The organism is Bradyrhizobium sp. WYCCWR 12699, assembly GCF_032144035.1.
GTDB lineage: Bacteria > Pseudomonadota > Alphaproteobacteria > Rhizobiales > Xanthobacteraceae > Bradyrhizobium.
Genome location: NZ_JAVTJN010000039.1, coordinates 1,781,224 through 1,799,940, shown reverse-complemented (window position 1 = coordinate 1,799,940; position 18,717 = coordinate 1,781,224). Strand labels below are relative to the sequence as shown.

The 18,717-nt window shown below is 65.3% G+C and carries 17 protein-coding genes; 14 read left to right on the top strand and 3 right to left on the bottom strand.

The features are described from left to right. Positions 1-104 precede the first annotated feature (104 nt). Genes RPS27_RS39045 through RPS27_RS39035 form a run of 3 tightly spaced genes read left to right on the top strand, consistent with a single transcriptional unit; the run spans position 105 to position 4,057 of the window. A complete protein-coding gene (locus tag RPS27_RS39045; RefSeq protein ID WP_212068841.1) occupies positions 105-932 on the top strand; it encodes a substrate-binding domain-containing protein in 828 nt (275 codons plus the stop codon). A gap of 55 nt (positions 933-987) precedes the next feature. After that, complete coding sequence (locus RPS27_RS39040; protein WP_212068842.1) at positions 988-2,094, top strand: molybdopterin-binding protein; 1,107 nt, start codon at positions 988-990, stop codon at positions 2,092-2,094. Between the two features lie 13 nt (positions 2,095-2,107). After that, positions 2,108-4,057, top strand: coding sequence for a molybdopterin biosynthesis protein (locus tag RPS27_RS39035; protein WP_313755085.1), 1,950 nt, complete (start codon positions 2,108-2,110; stop codon positions 4,055-4,057). A 41-nt stretch (positions 4,058-4,098) separates the two neighbouring features. On the opposite strand, the gene RPS27_RS39030 is transcribed toward RPS27_RS39035, so the two are convergent. The 3 genes from RPS27_RS39030 to fdhD form a co-directional block, all read right to left on the bottom strand. Then, positions 4,099-4,329 (bottom strand): hypothetical protein, encoded by a 231-nt coding sequence (locus tag RPS27_RS39030; protein WP_212068844.1) that lies wholly within the window; start codon positions 4,327-4,329, stop codon positions 4,099-4,101. Between the two features lie 72 nt (positions 4,330-4,401). Further along, a complete protein-coding gene (gene mobA, locus RPS27_RS39025; RefSeq protein WP_409517583.1) occupies positions 4,402-5,052 on the bottom strand; it encodes a molybdenum cofactor guanylyltransferase MobA in 651 nt (216 codons plus the stop codon). Then, positions 5,039-5,929: a formate dehydrogenase accessory sulfurtransferase FdhD gene (gene fdhD, locus RPS27_RS39020; protein ID WP_194406375.1), complete on the bottom strand. Its 891-nt coding sequence runs from the start codon at positions 5,927-5,929 to the stop codon at positions 5,039-5,041. Before fdhD ends, mobA begins: the two co-directional genes overlap by 14 nt. Before the next feature lie 208 nt (positions 5,930-6,137). On the opposite strand from fdhD, the gene mobB reads away from it, so the two are divergent. From mobB to RPS27_RS38965, 11 genes are all read left to right on the top strand, one after another. Further along, entirely contained in the window at positions 6,138-6,665 is a 528-nt protein-coding gene (gene mobB, locus RPS27_RS39015) for a molybdopterin-guanine dinucleotide biosynthesis protein B (RefSeq protein ID WP_211419636.1), read from the top strand. 9 nt (positions 6,666-6,674) lie between these two features. Continuing rightward, on the top strand, positions 6,675-7,931 hold the full coding sequence (gene glp, locus RPS27_RS39010) for a gephyrin-like molybdotransferase Glp (RefSeq protein ID WP_212068846.1): 1,257 nt from the start codon (positions 6,675-6,677) through the stop codon (positions 7,929-7,931). A gap of 44 nt (positions 7,932-7,975) precedes the next feature. Further along, positions 7,976-8,239 (top strand): sulfurtransferase TusA family protein, encoded by a 264-nt coding sequence (locus RPS27_RS39005; protein ID WP_063196776.1) that lies wholly within the window; start codon positions 7,976-7,978, stop codon positions 8,237-8,239. 316 nt (positions 8,240-8,555) lie between these two features. Beyond that, positions 8,556-10,211, top strand: a complete 1,656-nt coding sequence (locus RPS27_RS39000; RefSeq protein ID WP_194406379.1) for an OFA family MFS transporter — start codon at positions 8,556-8,558, stop codon at positions 10,209-10,211. A gap of 93 nt (positions 10,212-10,304) precedes the next feature. Then, positions 10,305-10,574 carry a hypothetical protein gene (locus tag RPS27_RS38995; protein ID WP_194406380.1) on the top strand — a complete coding sequence of 90 codons (270 nt, stop codon included), beginning with the start codon at positions 10,305-10,307 and terminating at the stop codon, positions 10,572-10,574. 146 nt (positions 10,575-10,720) lie between these two features. Then, a complete protein-coding gene (locus tag RPS27_RS38990; RefSeq protein WP_212068847.1) occupies positions 10,721-12,424 on the top strand; it encodes an NADH-ubiquinone oxidoreductase-F iron-sulfur binding region domain-containing protein in 1,704 nt (567 codons plus the stop codon). Then, positions 12,421-15,189 (top strand): formate dehydrogenase subunit alpha, encoded by a 2,769-nt coding sequence (gene fdhF, locus RPS27_RS38985; protein ID WP_212068848.1) that lies wholly within the window; start codon positions 12,421-12,423, stop codon positions 15,187-15,189. Before RPS27_RS38990 ends, fdhF begins: the two co-directional genes overlap by 4 nt. 298 nt (positions 15,190-15,487) lie before the next feature. Beyond that, positions 15,488-15,961, top strand: coding sequence for a Cys-tRNA(Pro) deacylase (gene ybaK / locus RPS27_RS38980; RefSeq protein WP_212068849.1), 474 nt, complete (start codon positions 15,488-15,490; stop codon positions 15,959-15,961). A 237-nt stretch (positions 15,962-16,198) separates the two neighbouring features. Further along, entirely contained in the window at positions 16,199-16,642 is a 444-nt protein-coding gene (locus RPS27_RS38975; RefSeq protein ID WP_211419631.1) for a hypothetical protein, read from the top strand. Then, positions 16,639-17,496, top strand: coding sequence for an alpha/beta fold hydrolase (locus tag RPS27_RS38970; RefSeq protein WP_212068850.1), 858 nt, complete (start codon positions 16,639-16,641; stop codon positions 17,494-17,496). Before RPS27_RS38975 ends, RPS27_RS38970 begins: the two co-directional genes overlap by 4 nt. Positions 17,497-17,512: 16 nt before the next feature. After that, positions 17,513-18,709: an ABC transporter substrate-binding protein gene (locus tag RPS27_RS38965; RefSeq protein ID WP_212068851.1), complete on the top strand. Its 1,197-nt coding sequence runs from the start codon at positions 17,513-17,515 to the stop codon at positions 18,707-18,709. Positions 18,710-18,717 lie beyond the last annotated feature (8 nt).

The following is an 18,717-nucleotide window of genomic DNA, read 5'->3' as shown; positions in this document are numbered from 1 at the left end:
CTTGCCGAAATTTCCCGATTTGGAGGACGCATCGATGCAAGCGCGTCACGAGTGCGGCGCAATCGATCATCATGATCGCGTCATAGCCAATGGGAACCTGATCCATGCGCCGCCTGTCCGTTGCATTCGCGCTCCTCTGCTGTCTCACCGCGGGCGTTGTGGCGTCATCCGCGGAGGACCGCGCGATCGTGCTGGTCTCGACCACAGCGACACAGGAGTCCGGCCTGCTCGACTATCTGCTGCCGATCTTCCGCGACAAGACCGGCATCGAGGTGACCGTGATCGCGCGTCGCGCCGACGAGGTGCTCAATGGGCCGCGAAGGGGCGAGGCCGACGTCGTGCTGATGCATGCGCGGCCGCAGGAGGAGAAATTCGTCGCCGACGGATTTGGCGTGAAGCGTTTCGACGTGATGTACAACGACTATGTGCTGATCGGGCCGAAGAGCGATCCGGCGGCCGTGAAGGGCAAGGATATCGTGACGGCGCTGAAGGCGATCGAAGCCAAGGGTGCGCCGTTCGTGACGCGGGGCGATCGCTCGGGCACCCACGCCGCGGAGCTCGCGCTCTGGATCGTCGCAGGCATCGACATCGCGAGCGCCAAGGGCGCCTGGTATCGCGAGGCGGAGCGCGGCATGGCCTCGGCTCTCGACGCCGCGCGCGCCGCGAATGCCTATGTGCTGTCGGATCGCGGCAGCTGGATTTCGTTCAGGGACCGCGGTGATCTCGACATCGTCGTCGAAGGCGACCGGCGGCTGCTCAATCAGTATGGCGTGATGCAGGTGAATCCCGAGAAGTTTCCGAACGTGAAGAAGGATCTCGCGCAGACCTTCATCGATTGGCTGACCTCGCCGGAGGGGCAGGCGGCGATTGCCGGCTACAAGGTCGACGGGCAGCAGCTGTTCTTTCCGAACTCGGACAGGTCCGGCGGCTGACGGCCCGCAGTCCCGGCGGTTGCCAAAGCAGCCGATGCATGGTCCACCATGGCGCATGACCCAGCGCCTGCCATCCTCGCTCACGCCGCTCGAGATCGCGCTCGCCGCGTTGCTGAACGGGCTCGAGCCGCTTGCACCGGTGGAGTTGCCGCTGTCCGACGCGGCCGGCTGCATCGCGGCGGGCACTGCGCTATTTACGGCCCATCCGCCGCACGACGTTGCCGCCGCGGACGGCTGGGCGCTCCGTGCCAATGATCTCGTCGGCGCGTCCTCTTATTCGCCGCTGCCTCTGACGAAAGAACCGCAATGGGTCGAGGCCGGCGAAGCGATGCCGGCAGGATGCGACTGTGTGCTCGATGCCGACGCGGTGGAGGTATCGGGCCCGCTCGTGCAGGTGCTGGCGGAGGGCGTGCCGGGGCAGGGCGTCAGGCGCGCCGGCGGCGACATCGGAGAGCATACGGCCGTTGTGGTCGCGGGGCGCCCGGTTACCCCCGCCACTCTGTTGCTCGCGCGCGTTGCAGGTGTCGGGAAGCTGAGCGTGCGCCGACCGCGGCTGCGTCTCGTCAATGTGCCCGGTGCGACCGCGACGACGCATTTGATTGCCGAGATCGCGCGTGCCGCGGGACTGCATGTTGAGATGCATGAAGCCGGCGCGCGTACTGCTGCCTCGATCGCGGACGCCGTCACTGATGGCGCCTGCGATCTCGTCGTGACGATCGGCGGCAGCGGTGTCGGCCGCCACGACGCAGCCGTCACGGCACTGGCCGAGCGCGGCGAGGTGCTTGCTCATGGTCTCGCGGTTCGGCCCGGGCTCACCGCCGCGGTTGCGCGCCTCGGCAATGTTCCCGCCGTCGCCTTGCCCGGCTCGCCCGATGCAGCGCTCGCGGCCTGGCTCGCGCTCGTGCTGCCGCTCGTCGATCGCCTGTCGGCGCGACAGCGGCGACGCCAGATCGCCTTGCCGCTATCACGCAAGATTGCCTCCAGAGTCGGCATCGCCGAGATCGCGCTGCTGGCTGAGGAACACAAGACGTGGAGGCCACTTGCCGTGGGCGAATGGCCGTTTCAGGCGATGGCCGGCGCGGATGCCTGGTTGCTCATATCAGGCAATCACGAGGGATTCGCGGCAGGTGAGCTGGTCGATGCCTATCTGATGCGGGAGTGATATGGGTTCCGGCATGACGATGATCCCGAAGCCACCAGACCGCAGCGCGCTCGAACAGGAGCAGTTCCTCAAGATCCTCTCGCGCGAGGAGGCGCTGGCGCGCTTCGAGGCGGCGCTGTTCCCGCGCGCGCTGCCGTGCGAAACGCGCAAGCTTGGTGCTGCGCTTGGCGCGGCGCTCGCCGAAGACGTCACGGCGCCGATTGATGTTCCCCCGTTCGACCGTTCCAACGTCGACGGCTTTGCCGTGCGCTCGGGGGATCTCGTTGCGGCCGGCGAAGGCAAGCCGGTGCGTCTTGGGCTGAACGGCGAAACCATCCACTGCGGCACCGCGCCGGCGCTGCAAGTGGCGGCTGGAACCGCAACGGCGATTGCCACCGGCGGCCCGCTGCCGCGTGGCGCCGATGCCGTCGTCATGGTCGAGCACACCCATCCGGCGGGATCGGATGCCATCGAGGTTCGTCGCGCCACGTCTCCCGGGCAATTCGTCTCCTATGCCGGATCCGACATCGCGCGCGGCGAGGCGCTGCTGCGTGGCGGCACCGTCATCGGCTCGCGCGAGATCGGCATGCTGGCCGCGTGCGGCATCGCCGAGGTGAAGGTCGCGCGCAAGCCGCGTGTGGCCGTGATCTCGACCGGCGATGAATTGGTGCAGCCGGGCCAGAGGCTCGCGCCCGCCGGGATCTACGACACCAACGGCGCCATCGTCGCGGCCGCGATCGACGAGAACGGCGGCGAGGCGATCTTCCTCGGCGCGATTCCCGACGATGAAGCCAAGCTCGAAGCTGCCATGCGTGCCGCGCTCGCCGATGCCGACATGCTGGTGCTGTCAGGCGGCACGTCCAAAGGCGCGGACGACCTGTCCCATCGCATCATCGGCCGGCTCGGCGCGCCCGGCATCATCGCGCATGGCGTTGCGCTCAAGCCCGGCAAGCCGTTGTGTCTTGCGGTATGCGACGGCAGACCGGTGGTGATCCTGCCGGGTTTTCCGACCTCGGCGATGTTCACCTTCCACGACATGATCGTGCCGGTGCTGCGCAAGCTGGCCGGCCTGCCGCCGCGCGCCGATGCCAAGGTCAACGCGTCCGTGCCGGTGCGCATTGCGTCAGAGCTCGGCCGCACCGAATTCGTCATGGTCTCGCTGGTCGAGGGCAGGGATGGCCTGATCGCCTATCCCTCCGGCAAGGGCTCTGGCGCGATCACGTCCTTCGCGCAGGCCGATGGTTTCCTGCGCATCGATGCGCTCGCCGACCAGATGCCGGCCGGGACCGAAGCCGAGGTGACGCTGTTCACGCCGCATGTGCGGGTGCCCGACCTCGTCATCGTCGGCAGCCATTGCACTGGTCTGGATCTCGTCACGGCGCAGCTTGCGCACGCGGGTCTCGCCGTGCGCTCGATCGCGGTCGGCAGCCTCGGCGGGCTTGCCGCCGCGAAGCGCGGTGAATGCGATCTCGCGCCGATCCATCTGTTCGACGACAAGAGCGAGACCTACAATTCGCCCTATCTCGTCGAGGGGCTCGAACTCGTGCCCGGTTGGCGGCGGATGCAGGGTATCGTCTTCCGCAAAGGCGACAGGCGTTTCGAGGGCCTCGATGCGAAGCAGGCCGTCGCTGCCGCGCTCGCTGATCCCGCCTGCATCATGGTCAACCGCAATCAGGGTGCCGGCACGCGCATCCTGATCGACCGGCTGCTCGGCGGGGCGCGGCCGGAAGGCTATTGGAACCAGCCGCGGTCGCACAACGCAGTCGCCGCGGCCGTGGCGCAGCACCGCGCCGACTGGGGCATGACCATTGCGCCGGTCGCCCATGCGGTCGGCCTCGGTTTCATTCCGTTCGCGGAAGAGCATTATGACTTTGCGCTGGTGACGGCGCGCAAACAACGTCCGGCCGTGCAGGCTTTTCTCGATGCCCTTGGTTCGGACGAGGCGCGCACGGCGCTGGAGCGGGCTGGATTTCGACCTGCTTAGAATGTCCTCGCGCCGCTCGAGCGCGCGCACCGGGCTTTTCGCTACGATACCGGGTCAGTGCCGCTGGCGGATTGATCGGCCTGCTCGCGCCTGCGCTCCCGCTCTTCGGCTTCCGTCAGCGCGTGCTGTGCGGCGGGTGGCAACGGCTTTGGATCCTGCGGGACCTCGACGGTGTCAGGCTTGCTCAGCTGCTTCGTGCGATCGATCACGTCCGAGACATCGAACGCGACGTCGACGACATCGAAAATGATGTCCAAGAGAGAGTCGGCCATGGCTCATCCGGGGCAGCGTCCCAATATTGGTCGTTGCCTTCCTTGGTCCGGTTCACCGGCCAGGAGAGCCCCTCAGGCCGCGTCGTCCAGCGCGGCCAGCCGTTCGGCTTCGGCAATGTCCTCGACCGTGTTGGCGTTGAAGAAGGGATCGAGCGGCTCGGCCGGCCACGTCACGGTCGCGAGTAGATAGCGTGCGGTCCAGCGGTCGATCTTGCGGAGGTCTTCGACGACCAGCGCGTGACGCAGCTCGCCGCGCAAGGCGACGCGCCACAGGCCGATCACGGGATGCGACTGCTCGCCGGATGCGGCGACCGCGAGCTGCGCGTTCTGGCGTTCCCGGGCGTCATGCAGCCGGGCCACCAGATCGCGCGGCAGGAACGGGCAATCGCCGGCGGCGCTGAGCACCCAGTCGACGTCCGGCCGGTTCGCCGCGGTCCAGTCGAGCGCGGCCAAAATGCCGGCGAGCGGGCCGGGAAAGCCGGGCACGTCGTCGGGGACGACCTGCAGGCCGAAGGAAGCGAAGCGCGCGGGCTCTCCGTTGGCATTCAGGATCAGTCCGGTGCATTGAGGTTTCAGGCGCGCGATCACGCGCTCCAAAATGGTGCGGCCGCCGATGGTGCGCATCGGCTTGTCGCCGCCACCCATGCGCCGCGCGAGGCCGCCGGCGAGCAGGACACCAAGAGTTGGCGGAATAGTCGTGGCTGGAAATTCAGTCGTCACCACCTTCACCCTTGCGCTTGTGCTTGGCCGATTCCTCCTCGACGTAAGCGAGGTCCTGGTCGTAGACGATGCGCTCTTCGCCCGCGAGGACGATGAAGCGCTTGCCGCGGGTGCGGCCGACCAGCGTCAGTCCGACCTGGCGCGCGAGATCGACGCCCCAGGCGGTGAAGCCGGAGCGCGACACCAGGATCGGAATGCCCATGCGAACCGTCTTGATCACCATCTCCGAGGTGAGGCGCCCCGTGGTGTAGAGGATCTTGTCGGAAGCATCGACGCGGTGGCGATACATCCAGCCCGCGATCTTGTCGACGGCGTTGTGACGCCCGACATCCTCGGTGTAGCAGAGCGGGGTGCCCTCCTTGCAAAGCACGCAGCCGTGGATCGCGCCGGCCTCGAGATAGAGCGAGGGCATGGTGTTGATGGTCTGCGTCATCTGGTACAGCCAGGATGTGCGCAGCTCCGCCTTGGGCAGCGCGACGCTTTCGACGGCCTCCAGCAGGTCGCCGAAAGCCGTGCCCTGCGCGCAGCCCGAAGTCTGCGTGCGCTTCTTCAGCTTGGCTTCGAAATTGGTGTGATGCTCGGTGCGCACCACGACCACCTGGAGATCGTCGTCGTATTCGACCTCGGTGACGGCGTCATTATATTTCAGCATGTTCTGGTTCAGCAGATAGCCGAGCGCCAGATATTCGGGGTAGTCGCCGATCGTCATCATGGTGACGATCTCCTGGGAATTCAAATAGAGCGTCAGCGGCCGCTCCATCGGCACCTTGATCTCGACCCTGGCGCCAGTCTGGTCGGTCCCGGTCACGCTCTGGGTCAGGCGCGGGTCGTCCGGGTCAGGGATGATCAGGGGCACCGGGGCTTTGTCCATTTGCATCATGGCGGCGAGGTTAGCATGACATTCGGGCCAAGCCGATATAAGCATGGCGGCGAAAGAGCGAAATGCTGCCTCGGCGTCATTGCGAGCGCAGCGAAGCAATCCAGAAATACATCCGCGGAGATAGTCTGGATTGCTTCGCCGCACTCGCAATGACGGGGTGGAGCCGGAGGTTCCATCAGCGGTCGTTGGTTGCGAAAAGAGAGCTGGAATGAAAGTCATCGGCCTTGCAGGCTGGAGCGGTGCGGGCAAGACCACGCTGTTGGCGCGGCTGATCCCGCATTTCAACGCGCAAGGCCTGCGCGTCTCGGTGATCAAGCATGCGCACCACCAGTTCGACGTCGACGTGCCCGGCAAGGATTCCTGGCGCCATCGCGAGGCCGGCGCCGCCGAGGTGCTGGTGGCGTCGTCGAACCGCTGGGCCCTGATGCACGAATTGCGCGGGGCGGCGGAGCCGCGGCTGCCGGAATTATTGGGCAAGCTGTCCGCGGTCGATCTCGTCGTGGTCGAGGGTTTCAAGCGCGAGCCGCATCGCAAGATCGAGGTGCACCGCGCGGCGAACGGCAAACCGCTGCTGTTTCCCGACGATCCCGGCATTGCCGGCATCGCGGCCGACACCGCCATTGACACCCGGCTGCCGACTGTCCATCTCGACGACATCGAGGCGGCCGCGGCGTTGCTGCTGCGCGCGGCGATGCCGGTCGAGGAAGCGGTTGCGAAGAGCGCCGCGATACGCTGACGAGGCACCATGGCGCAACTCTCGGACGATTGCTTTGCCTTCGGCGGCCCGATGATGTCGGTCGACGAGGCCGTTGGTCTCATCACGACGCGCGTCAACGCGATCGCCGATCTGGAGACGGTGTCTCTCCTCGATGCGGACGGTCGCGTGCTGGCGCGCGATGTCGCGGCGCCGCTGCCGCTGCCGCCCTTCACCAACTCGGCCGTCGACGGCTATGCCGTGCGCAATGCCGATGTTCCCGATCGCGCCGAGCAGGCGCTCCCGCTTGACGGTCGCATCCCGGCCGGCGGGCTCGCGCAGGCCGCGATCAAGCCCGGCCACACCGCGCGCATCTTCACGGGCGCGCCGATGCCGCCGGAAGCCGAAACCGTCTTCATGCAGGAGGACGTCCGCATCGACGATTCCGGTCGGATCGTGCTGCCGCCGGGGCTGAAGCCGGGCGCAAATGTGCGCCCCGCCGGCGAGGACATCCCTCAGGGACGGATCGCGCTGCACGCCGGCCAGCGCCTGCGGCCGCAGCATGTTGCTCTTGCCGCCGCGTTCGGCCTCACAAGACTAGACGTCGTCCGGCGCATCCGTGTCGCCGTGTTCTCGACCGGTGACGAGCTGGCGTCCCCCGGGGGCCAGCGCGCCGCCTCGCAGCTGTTCGATTCCAACCGCTTCATGCTGATGGCGATGCTGCGCCGTCTCGGCTGCGAGGTCAGCGATCTCGGCATTCTCCGCGACGAGCGCACCTCGCTCGCGAACGGCCTGAAGCAGGTTGCAGGGCGCCACGATCTGATCCTCACCACCGGCGGCGTCTCGACCGGCGAGGAGGACCACGTCAAGGCCGCGGTCGAGAGCATCGGCTCGCTGGTGCTGTGGCGGATGGCGATCAAGCCCGGCCGGCCGGTGGCGATGGGCATCATCGACGGCACGCCGCTGATCGGACTGCCCGGCAATCCCGTCGCGAGCTTCGTGACGTTCGTCCACGTGGTGCGGCCGACGGTGCTGGCGCTGGCGGGCGGCCTGCCGGAGCCGTTGACGCCGATCCCGTTGCGCGCGGCGTTTACCTACAAGAAGAAGGCAGGTCGGCGCGAATACGTTCGTGTATCGCTGCGGCGTGCGCAGGACGGCCGGCTCGAGGCCATCAAGTTTCCACGCGAAGGGGCGGGGCTGTTGTCCTCGCTGGTCGAGACCGACGGCCTGGTCGAGCTCGGTGAGAGCGTCACGGGCGTCGAGCCGGGGCAAAGCGTAGGTTTCTTGTCCTATGCCGATCTGCTCTGAGCGGCTGCGTTGACGTCGTTCCCTCACCTCGCCATGTTGCGCCCATGACCAGAACGACGCTCGATCTCACCGGACTGAAATGCCCGCTGCCTGCGCTGAAGACGCGCAAGGCGCTCAAGCCGTTGCAACCGGGCGATCAGCTCGAGGTTCACTGCACCGATCCCTTGTCGGTGATTGACATTCCGAACCTGATTCGCGAGACCGGCGACACGGTGGAGATCACCGAGCGCAACGACGCGCGCATCGTGTTCTTGATAGAAAAAGCAAATGGCTCGATAGGTGACGCCAATGGTGCACCGCATTCGTGAGCGTTACCTCACTGATACCGACCTTTTGTCTATCGACATCGATCATGGCTTCTGCCCAAATTGACTTTCTCCGTGCAGGCGCGGAGGTTGAGTCTTGTCCGCGATACGCGGATCAACAGGCCGCTCATGAAGCCTGCACGTCGTATCGGGCATAGCGCCCCGCGCGAGGGGTTTAACACTAAGGATGCGCGTGACGATCCTGGCGCGCGTCGGATGATGGTGCGGGGCAGCAGGGGCAATTGTCTGCACCGCAATGAGCTGAGGAACAGGATAGTAGCGGCAGGCTGCTCAGAAGGGTGGCTGAGGGGAGGAATGCATGACTGCAATCGAAGGCGCTGGGACACTTTCAGGTGCTGGCGCGGGTTTTCTTGATCGCGAGCGGACCATCGCGACCGCCGGCTTCAATCGCTGGCTGGTGCCGCCGGCGGCGCTGTGCATCCATCTGTGCATCGGCATGGCCTACGGCTTCTCGGTGTTCTGGCTGCCGCTGTCGCGCGCGATCGGTTTGACTGCGCCGAAGGCCTGTCCCGACATGTCGCTGTGGCAGGAGCTGTTCACGACCAGCTGCGACTGGAAGGTCGCCAGCATGGGATGGATGTACACCCTGTTCTTCGTGCTGCTCGGTATCGCGGCTGCGGTCTGGGGCGGCTGGCTGGAGCGCGTCGGGCCGCGCAAGGCGGGCTTCGTCTCGGCGCTCTGCTGGTGCGGCGGTCTCTTCCTCGGTGCGATCGGCGTCTACACCCATCAGCTTTGGCTGTTGTGGCTGGGTTCGGGCGTGATCGGCGGTATCGGTCTCGGCCTCGGCTACATCTCCCCGGTGTCGACGCTCGTCAAATGGTTCCCCGATCGTCGCGGCATGGCGACCGGCATGGCGATCATGGGCTTCGGCGGTGGCGCCATGATCGGCGCGCCGCTGGCGAACCTGCTGATGAACTACTTCAAGAGCCCGACCTCGGTCGGCGTCTGGGAAACCTTCGTCGCGATGGGCGTCATCTACTTCGTGTTCATGATGATCGGCGCGTTCCGCTATCGCCTGCCGCCGCCCGGCTGGCAGCCCGAGGGCTGGACCCCGCCGGTCAAGGCCAACGCGATGATTTCGAAGAACAACGTCCATCTCAACGACGCGCACAAGACGCCACAGTTCTGGCTGATCTGGTGGGTGCTCTGCCTGAACGTGTCGGCGGGTATCGGCGTGATCGGCATGGCCTCGCCGATGCTGCAGGAGATCTTCGCGGGCAAGCTGATCGGCCTGCCTGATGTCGGCTTCAACGCGCTCGATGCCGGACAGAAGGCGCAGATCGCCGCGATCGCCGCGGGCTTCGCTGGATTGCTGTCGCTGTTCAACATCGGCGGCCGCTTCTTCTGGGCGTCGCTGTCGGACAAGATCGGACGGAAGAACACCTACTACACGTTCTTCATCCTCGGCATCGCGCTCTACGCGCTGGCGCCGACCTTCGCGGCGATGGGCTCGAAGCTGCTGTTCGTGCTCGGCTTCGGCATCATCCTGTCGATGTATGGCGGCGGCTTCGCCACCGTGCCGGCCTATCTCGCCGACATGTTCGGTACCCAGTTCGTCGGCGCCATCCACGGGCGGCTGCTGACGGCGTGGTCGACGGCGGGCATCATCGGCCCCGTCGTGGTGAACTACATCCGCGAGTTCCAGCTCGCGGCCGGCGTGCCGCGCGACCAGCTCTACAACACCACCATGTACATCCTCTGCGCGATGCTGATCGCGGGCCTGATCTGCAACTACCTGATCAAGCCGGTCGATTCGAAGTGGCACATGAAGGAGGCCGATGTCGCCAAGCTGCAGGCGGCGAGCGCCAGCGCTGCAGCCGCGGGGCCGCACGGCTCTTACGGAATCGGCTTTGGCGGCCTCGACGCAAAGGCGGCGATGTTCTGGGCCTTCGTCGGCATTCCCCTGGCTTGGGGAGTCTGGAAGACGCTGGAGAGCGCGGTCAAGATTTTCTGATTGCAGTCGACACGGTCGCGGGATGCCGATGGTCGGCGTCCCGCGACATTCGTCTTTCAAGAATCATCGAGAATGGGACCTAGGGGGATTTTCATGTTTCGCACTCGTATCTGCCTCGCCGCCATGCTGCTGGCCGCGGGCCTCCACACCGCATCTGCACAGACCGCGCCCGCTGCACCCGCTGCTACGACCGAGGCCAAGCCGGGAAAGATCAAGCTCTCCATGCAAAAGCTGAAGGACATGAAGGCCAAGTGGGCGGCCAACAAGCCGAAGCTGAAGGCCTGCCGCGCCGAGGTGAAGTCCAAGGGCCTCGCTGGCGACGACCGCTGGTTCTATATCGAAGAGTGCATGAACAAGAGCTGAGAAGGCTCACTATCCAGTTCGACGGGGGCATGGGGCGTTGGCCGCGTGCCCCTTAAACGCTTATTGGAACGCCAGAATTTTCTTGGCATCTGGTATGCCAACGGCTAAGGTTGGACTTGTTCTAAAGAAGGCTACGAGATTCATCGATGAGCCATGACGTGCATCAGGTCCGCTCGTTCGAACACCCGGGCGAGGGACGCAAGCGAGCCAAGGCCACGCCCAAGGGGCGCCAGGTCGACCCCACCGCCGCGCACGAGATCGAACAACTGCTCGGCGACAGGCCGCGGCGGCGCGATCTCCTGATCGAATATCTGCACCTGATCCAGGACAAATATCACCAGATCTCGGCCGCGCATCTCGCCGCGCTCGCCGACGAGATGAAGCTCGCCTTCGCCGAAGTGTTCGAGACCGCGACGTTCTACGCGCATTTCGACGTGGTGAAGGAGGGCGAGCCCGACATCGCGCCGCTGACGATCCGCGTCTGCGACTCCCTGACCTGTGCGATGCTCGGCGGCGAGAAGCTGCTCGAGGATCTGCAAAGTGCTGGCGGTCCCGGCATCCGTGTCGTCCGGGCACCCTGCGTCGGCCGCTGCGACACTGCGCCTGCCGCGGAAGTCGGACACAATTTCGTCGATCACGCGACCGTCGCCAACGTGATGGCGGCCGCGAAGGCCGGTGATACCCACGCCCATCTGCCCAACTATATCGGCTACGACGCCTATGTCGCCGATGGGGGCTACAAGTTGCTGGGTCGCCTGCGCTCGGGAGAACTGTCGACCGACGATCTCCTGAAGGCGCTCGACAACGCTTCGCTGCGCGGTCTCGGCGGCGCCGGCTTCCCCACGGGGCGCAAATGGCGCGCCGTGCTCGGCGAGCCCGGTCCGCGGCTGATGGCGATCAACGGCGACGAGGGCGAACCCGGCACGTTTAAGGACCGGGTCTATCTCGAAAGCGATCCGCACCGCTTCATCGAAGGCATGCTGATCGGCGCGCATGTGGTGCAGGCCTCCGACGTCTACATCTATCTGCGCGACGAATATCCGGCCTCGCGCGAGATCCTGGAGCGCGAGATTGCGAAGCTCCCGCCGGGCGGTCCGACGCTGCACATGCGCCGCGGCGCCGGCGCCTATATCTGCGGCGAGGAATCCTCGCTGCTGGAAAGCATCGAGGGCAAGCGCGGCCTGCCCCGGCACAAGCCGCCTTACCCGTTCCAGGTCGGCCTGTTCGGTTTGCCGACGCTGATCAACAACATCGAGACGCTGTGGTGGGTGCGCGACATCGTCGAGAAGGGCGCCGAGTGGTGGAAGGGCCATGGCCGTCATGAACGGCATGGCCTGCGCAGCTTCTCGGTCTCGGGCCGCGTGAAAAATCCCGGCATGAAGCTGGCGCCGGCCGGCATAACCATTCGCGAGCTGATCGACGAATATTGCGGCGGCATGGCCGACGGCCATCAGTTCTATGCTTACCTGCCGGGCGGTGCGTCCGGCGGCATCCTGCCGGCGTCGATGGACGACATTCCGCTCGATTTCGGCACGCTGGAGAAATACGGCTGCTTCATCGGATCGGCCGCGATCGTTGTCCTGTCGCAGAACGATAGCGTGCGCGCGGCGGCGCTGAACCTGATGAAATTTTTCGAGGACGAGAGTTGCGGCCAGTGCACGCCGTGCCGCGTCGGAACCCAGAAAGCGGCGCAGCTGATGCAGAAGCCGGTCTGGAACCGCGCTCTCCTGGAGGAATTGAGCCAGGCGATGCGCGATGCCTCGATCTGCGGGCTTGGACAGGCGGCATCGAATCCGCTGGCCACTGTGATCAAATATTTCCCTGACGAGTTCAAGGAAGCGGCCGAATGACCAAGATTACGTTCGAGCTCGACGGCAAGCAGGTCGAAGCCAAACCCGGCGAGACCATCTGGCAAGTCGCCAAGCGGCAGGGGCGGGACATTCCGCATCTCTGTTATTCGCCGGCGCCCGACTATCGGCCCGACGGCAATTGCCGTGCCTGCATGGTCGAGATCGAGGGCGAACGCGTGCTCGCTGCATCCTGCAAGCGCACGCCGTCGGTCGGCATGAAGGTCAAGACCGAGAGCGCGCGCGCGACGGCTGCGCAGAAGATGGTGATGGAGCTGCTCGTCGCCGACCAGCCGGCGCGCGAGACCTCGCACGATCCGGATTCGAAGTTCTGGCACTGGGCCGAGGCGACCGGCGTCACCGAGAGCCGCTTCCCCGCCGCCGAGCGCTGGGCGACCGACGCCAGCCATCCGGCGATGCGCGTCAACCTCGATGCCTGCATCCAGTGCGGCCTGTGCGTGCGCGCCTGCCGCGAGGTCCAGGTCAACGACGTCATCGGCATGGCCTATCGCAGCCACGGCTCGAAGATCGTGTTCGATTTCGACGATCCCATGGGCGAGTCCACGTGCGTCGCTTGCGGTGAATGCGTGCAGGCCTGCCCGACCGGCGCCCTGATGCCGGCCGTGATGCTGGACGACAAGCAGACCCGCGTGACTTACGCGGACAAGAAGGTGGATTCGCTCTGCCCGTTCTGCGGCGTCGGCTGCCAGGTGACCTACGAGGTCAAGGACGAGAAGGTGATCTATGCGGAAGGCCGGGACGGCCCCGCCAATCACAACCGTCTTTGCGTCAAGGGCCGCTTCGGCTTCGACTACATCCACCATCCGCATCGCCTGACGAAGCCGCTGGTGCGGCTGCCGAATGCGAAGAAGGATGCCAACGACCAGGTCGATCCAGCCAATCCTTTCACCCATTTCCGCGAAGCGAGCTGGGAAGAAGCACTCGACATCGCCGCCAAGGGCCTCGTCAAGATCCGCGACGAGAAGGGCGTGAAGGCGCTGGCCGGCTTCGGCTCGGCCAAGGGCTCCAACGAAGAGGCCTATCTGTTCCAGAAGCTGGTACGCACCGGCTTCGGCTCGAACAATGTCGATCATTGCACCCGTCTGTGCCACGCATCGTCGGTGGCGGCGCTGTTCGAAGGCCTGAGCTCCGGCGCGGTGTCGGCGCCGTTCGCAGCTGCCATGGATGCCGAAGTGATCATCGTGATCGGCGCCAATCCGACGGTGAACCACCCGGTGGCCGCGACCTTCATCAAGAATGCCGTCAAGCAGAACGGCGCAAAGCTGTTCGTGATGGATCCGCGCCGGCAGACGCTGTCGCGTCACGCCACCAAGCATCTGCAGTTCAAGCCCGGCTCCGACGTCGCCATGCTGAACGCGATGATCAATACGATCATCACCGAAGGCCTGACCGACGACCAGTACATCGCCGGCTACACCGAAGGCTTCGAGGACCTCAAGGAGAAGATCAAGGAGTTCACGCCGGAGAAGATGGAGGCGATCTGCGGCATCCCGGCGCAGACGCTGCGCGAGGTGGCGCGGACCTATGCGCGCGCGAAGTCGTCGATCATCTTCTGGGGCATGGGCATCAGCCAGCATGTCCACGGCACCGACAATGCGCGCTGCCTGATCGCGCTAGCGCTGATCACCGGCCAGGTCGGCCGTCCCGGCACCGGCCTGCATCCGCTGCGCGGCCAGAACAACGTGCAAGGAGCGTCCGACGCCGGCCTGATCCCGATGTTCCTGCCGGATTATCAGCCGGTCGGCCGCGACGATCTGCGCGGCAGCTTCGAAAAACTCTGGCAGCAGGATCTCGATCCCGTCCGCGGCCTGACCGTGGTCGAGATCATGAACGCGATCCACGCCGGCGAGATCAAGGGCATGTATATCGAGGGCGAAAACCCCGCGATGTCCGACCCGGATCTGCAGCACGCGCGACACGCGCTCGCCATGCTCGATCATCTCGTGGTGCAGGACCTCTTCGTCACCGAGACCGCGTTCCACGCCGACGTGATCCTGCCGGCCTCGGCGTTCGCGGAGAAGGAGGGCTCCTTCACCAACACCGATCGCCGCGTGCAGCTCGCGCGCCAGGTGATCAAGCCGCCGGGCGATGCGCGGCAGGATCTCTGGATCATCCAGGAGATCGGCAAGCGCATGGGCCTGCCGTGGAATTATGCCGGTCCCGGCGACGTCTTCACCGAGATGGCGCAGCTGATGCCGTCGCTGAAGAACATCACCTGGGAGCGGCTGGTGCGCGAAGGCGCGGTCACCTATCCGGTCGATGCTCCGGACAAGCCCGGCAACGAGATCATCTTCACCACGGGCTTCCCGACCGCGAGCGGCCGCGGCAAGATCGTGCCGGCCAAGGTGATCCCGCCGGACGAGATTCCGGACGACGAATATCCCATGGTGCTGTCGACCGGCCGCGTGCTGGAGCACTGGCACACCGGCTCGATGACGCGCCGCGCCCAGGTGCTCGACCAGATCGAGCCCGAGGCGGTGGCCTTCATGTCGCCGAAGGACATGCGCAAGAAGAAGCTCGCGCCCGGCGATTTCATTCGCCTGGAGACCCGCCGCGGCGCGGTCGAGGTCAAGGTGCGCTCCGACCGCGACGTGCCGGAGAACATGGTGTTCATGCCGTTCTGCTACGCGGAGGCGGCGGCGAACCTGCTGACCAATCCGGCGCTCGATCCGTTCGGCAAGATCCCGGAGTTCAAGTTCTGCGCGGCGAGAGCCGAGCGGGCGGAGATGCGGGACGCGGCGGAGTAGGGGAAGGCGTAAGTTGGCGGCTCGGTGCCGCCAACCAACTGGTGTCGTCCCGGCGAACGCCGGGACCCATACCGCATGATCTCGCGGTTGTGGACGGTCCCGAACAACTGGTCTTCGCCAAACTACTTCCTGTAGTTATGGGTCCCCGCGTGCGCGGGGACGACGCCGAGGGCGCGGTGGGCAAATGTGCCCACGTCGTCATTGCGATCGCAGCGAAGCAATCCGGAATCCCTCCGCGGAGACAGTCTGGATTGCTTCGCCGCTTCGCTCCCCGCGATGACGGTGGTAGATATCACCCATGTCCAAAGTCACTCCAGCCACCCGCGCGCTCACCGCCGCCGGTGTCGCCTTCACCGTCCACGCCTACGACTACGATCCTGACGCCGAGAGCATCGGCCTCCAGGCCGCCGCCGCGCTCGGTGAAGACCCGGGGCGCGTCCTCAAGACGCTGATGGCGCTGGTGGACGGCAAGCCGGTCTGCGTGATTGTCCCTTCCGACCAGGAAGTCTCGATGAAGAAGCTTGCGGCGGCCGCGGGCGGCAAGTCGGCGCAGATGATGAAGCCGGCCGAGGCCGAGCGTGTCACCGGCTACAAGGTCGGCGGCATCAGCCCGTTCGGGCAGCGCAAGCAGGTACTGACCGTGATGGAGCAGAGCGCGCTCGCGCATGATCTCGTCTATCTCAATGGTGGCCAGCGCGGCCTGCAGGTGCGGCTCAAGCCTGCCGACGTAAGGGACGTGTCGAAAGCGATCGCTGCGGACGTGCTGGCGTAACGGCCATGGGGGCGGGTTGATCAGGTGGCACTGCGCTTCGCGATCCTGCCCGGAGCTGCCGGCGAGGCGGATGAAATCAATCAGATGACGGCGCCCGTGGCGCACACCCCGATCGCACGGCCAGCAGGACCTGAAGCTCCCCCAGTCGTGCACTTGAGTTCGCTCACCAGCTCTGTATAGAAGTGCAACAGAAATAGAATACTGTTCTATCTAATAGAACAGTAGGGAGTGCGAACGATGGAGTCCGAACGTATCCGTCAAGATGACGGCTCGCCGGTGCCGTTCACGCCGGAAACGGTCACCGCGGCTTTCAAGACGATCCCCGATTTGCTGGCCCGCGATGAGGCGTTGATCGCCCGTGGCCGCTCACTCGACGTGGATTGCCAGCTCGGGCCGAGCACGCAGCCATTTCACCTGGCCATTCGGGCCGGACGGATCGTGGATATGGTTCCGGCGCCGGTACTGATGCGCTCCTGGCGCTTCTCCTATCGCGCGACGCCCGCTGCCTTCGCCGCCTATTGGCAGAAGATGCCGCCCGCGGGCTGGCACGATCTCCTGGCCCTGACCAAGCGCGGGCAGGCAACCCTCGAAGGCGATCTGCATCCCTTCATGACACATCTTCAGTATTTCAAGGATCTGCTGGCTCTGCCCCGGCGGAACGGCTTTGGAGGCCCGTCATGAGCGGCTTCATCGAGCCGATCGTCGGTCGCTACCTGCATGTCGAGATCGACGGCGAAATCAACCGGATCTATTTCGAGGAGAACGGCAGCGGCATTCCCCTGGTTTGCCTGCACACCGCCGGGTCCGACGCACGACAATGGCGCCATCTACTGGTGGACGACGAGTTCACCCAACATTTCCGCGTCATCGCTTTCGACATGCCCTGGCACGGCAAGTCCAATCCGCCGGATAGCCAATATGGCAGCGAATACCGGCTGACGACCGCGGGCTATACCGCGACCATCCGCGCGTTCTGCAACGCGCTCGGATTGGATCGGCCGGTGGTGATGGGGTGCTCGATCGGCGGCCGCATCGTGCTCAATCTCGCCATCGAACATGCGCGCGAATTCCGCGCGCTGATCGGGCTAGAGGCCGCCGATTTCCAGCAGCCCTGGTACGACACGGCATGGCTCAACAGGCCCGACGTTCATGGCGGTGAGGTCTGCGCGGCCCTGGTGTCGGGATTGATCGCGCCAAACGGGCCCGAGGTTGCACGCGATGAGACGCTGTGGGGCTACAAGCAGGGCGGCCCCGGCATCTTTAAGGGGGATCTCTATTTTTATCGGGTCGATGGCGATCTGCGCGGACGCACCGGCAACATCGACGTCGAGCAGTGCCCGCTCTACCTCCTGACCGGCGAATACGATTTTTCCTGCACGCCGGATGACACCCTGCGCACTGCTGCCGGCATTCCCGGCGCGAAGGCGACCGTCATGGAGCGGCTCGGCCATTTTCCGATGAGTGAGAACCCGGACCAGTTCCGCCGCTACATCGCGCCCGTGCTGCAAGACATCCTCGATAAGCAAACATTGTAAACGGGAGGCGTAAGTTATGAAGTTGCGTTGGATGATGGCGGCCGTTCTGGCCGCGCAAACGAGTGCGGCATTCGCAACCGACAATGTCATCAGGATCGGCGTGCTCAACGATCAGTCCGGCGTGTTCGCCGACAATGGCGGACGCGGCTCGGTCGCTGCCGCAAAGCTCGCCGCCGAGGATTTCGGCAACGAGTTGCTCGGCAAGAAAATCGAGATCATCTCGGCCGATCACCAGAACAAGCCCGACATCGCAGCAGCGACCGCGCGAAAATGGTTCGACAACGAGGGTGTGGACATGATCGCGGACGGCGCGGCATCTTCCGCCGGCTTTGCCATTCTCGAAGTCGCCAAGCAGAAGAACAGGATCTTCGTCATCTCCGGCCCCGGCTCGTCCGATTTCACGGGCAAGTCCTGTTCCCCGGTGAGCTTCCACTTCAACTACGACACCTACGCGCTGTCGAAGTTGACCAGCGATGCAATCACGCGCGCCGGCGGCAAGACCTGGTATTTCGTGACCGCCGACTATGCCTTCGGCCACGCGCTGCAGCGCGATGCCACCAAGTTCATCGAGGCGGCGGGCGGCAAGGTGATCGGCTCGGCCGCGCACCCGCTCGGCACCGCCGACTTTGCCTCCTTCCTGTTGCAGGCGCAGGGCTCGAAAGCCGACGTCGTCGGCCTCGCGACATCGGGTGCGGACGTGCAGACCGCGATCAAGCAGGCGGGCGAATTCGGCATCGTCGAGGGCGGCCAGAAGCTGGCCGGTCTGCTCGTGTTCATCACCGACGTGAATTCGCTCGGGCTGAAAGTGACGCAGGGCCTGCAGGTGACGACCTCGTTCTACTGGGACCTAAACGATCAAACCCGGGCATGGTCGAAGCGTTATGCCGGCCTGATGGACGGCAAGGTCGCCAGCATGGTGCAGGCCGGGGTCTATAGCGGGGTCCACCACTACCTCGCCGCCGTGAAAGCAGCCGGCACGACTGATGCGACGGCGGTGGCCGCCAAGATGCACGAGCTGAAGGTGAACGACATGTACAACAAGGACGTCGTCATCCGCCCCGACGGGCGCGTGCTGCACACCATGCATCTCGTGCAGGTGAAGAAGCCCGAGGAGTCCAAGTACAAGTATGACTACTATCGGGTCGTCAGCTCCAAGCCGGGCGAAGAGGTGTTTCGGCCCATGAGCGAAGGCGGTTGCCCGCTGGTGAAGTAAGTGGGGCG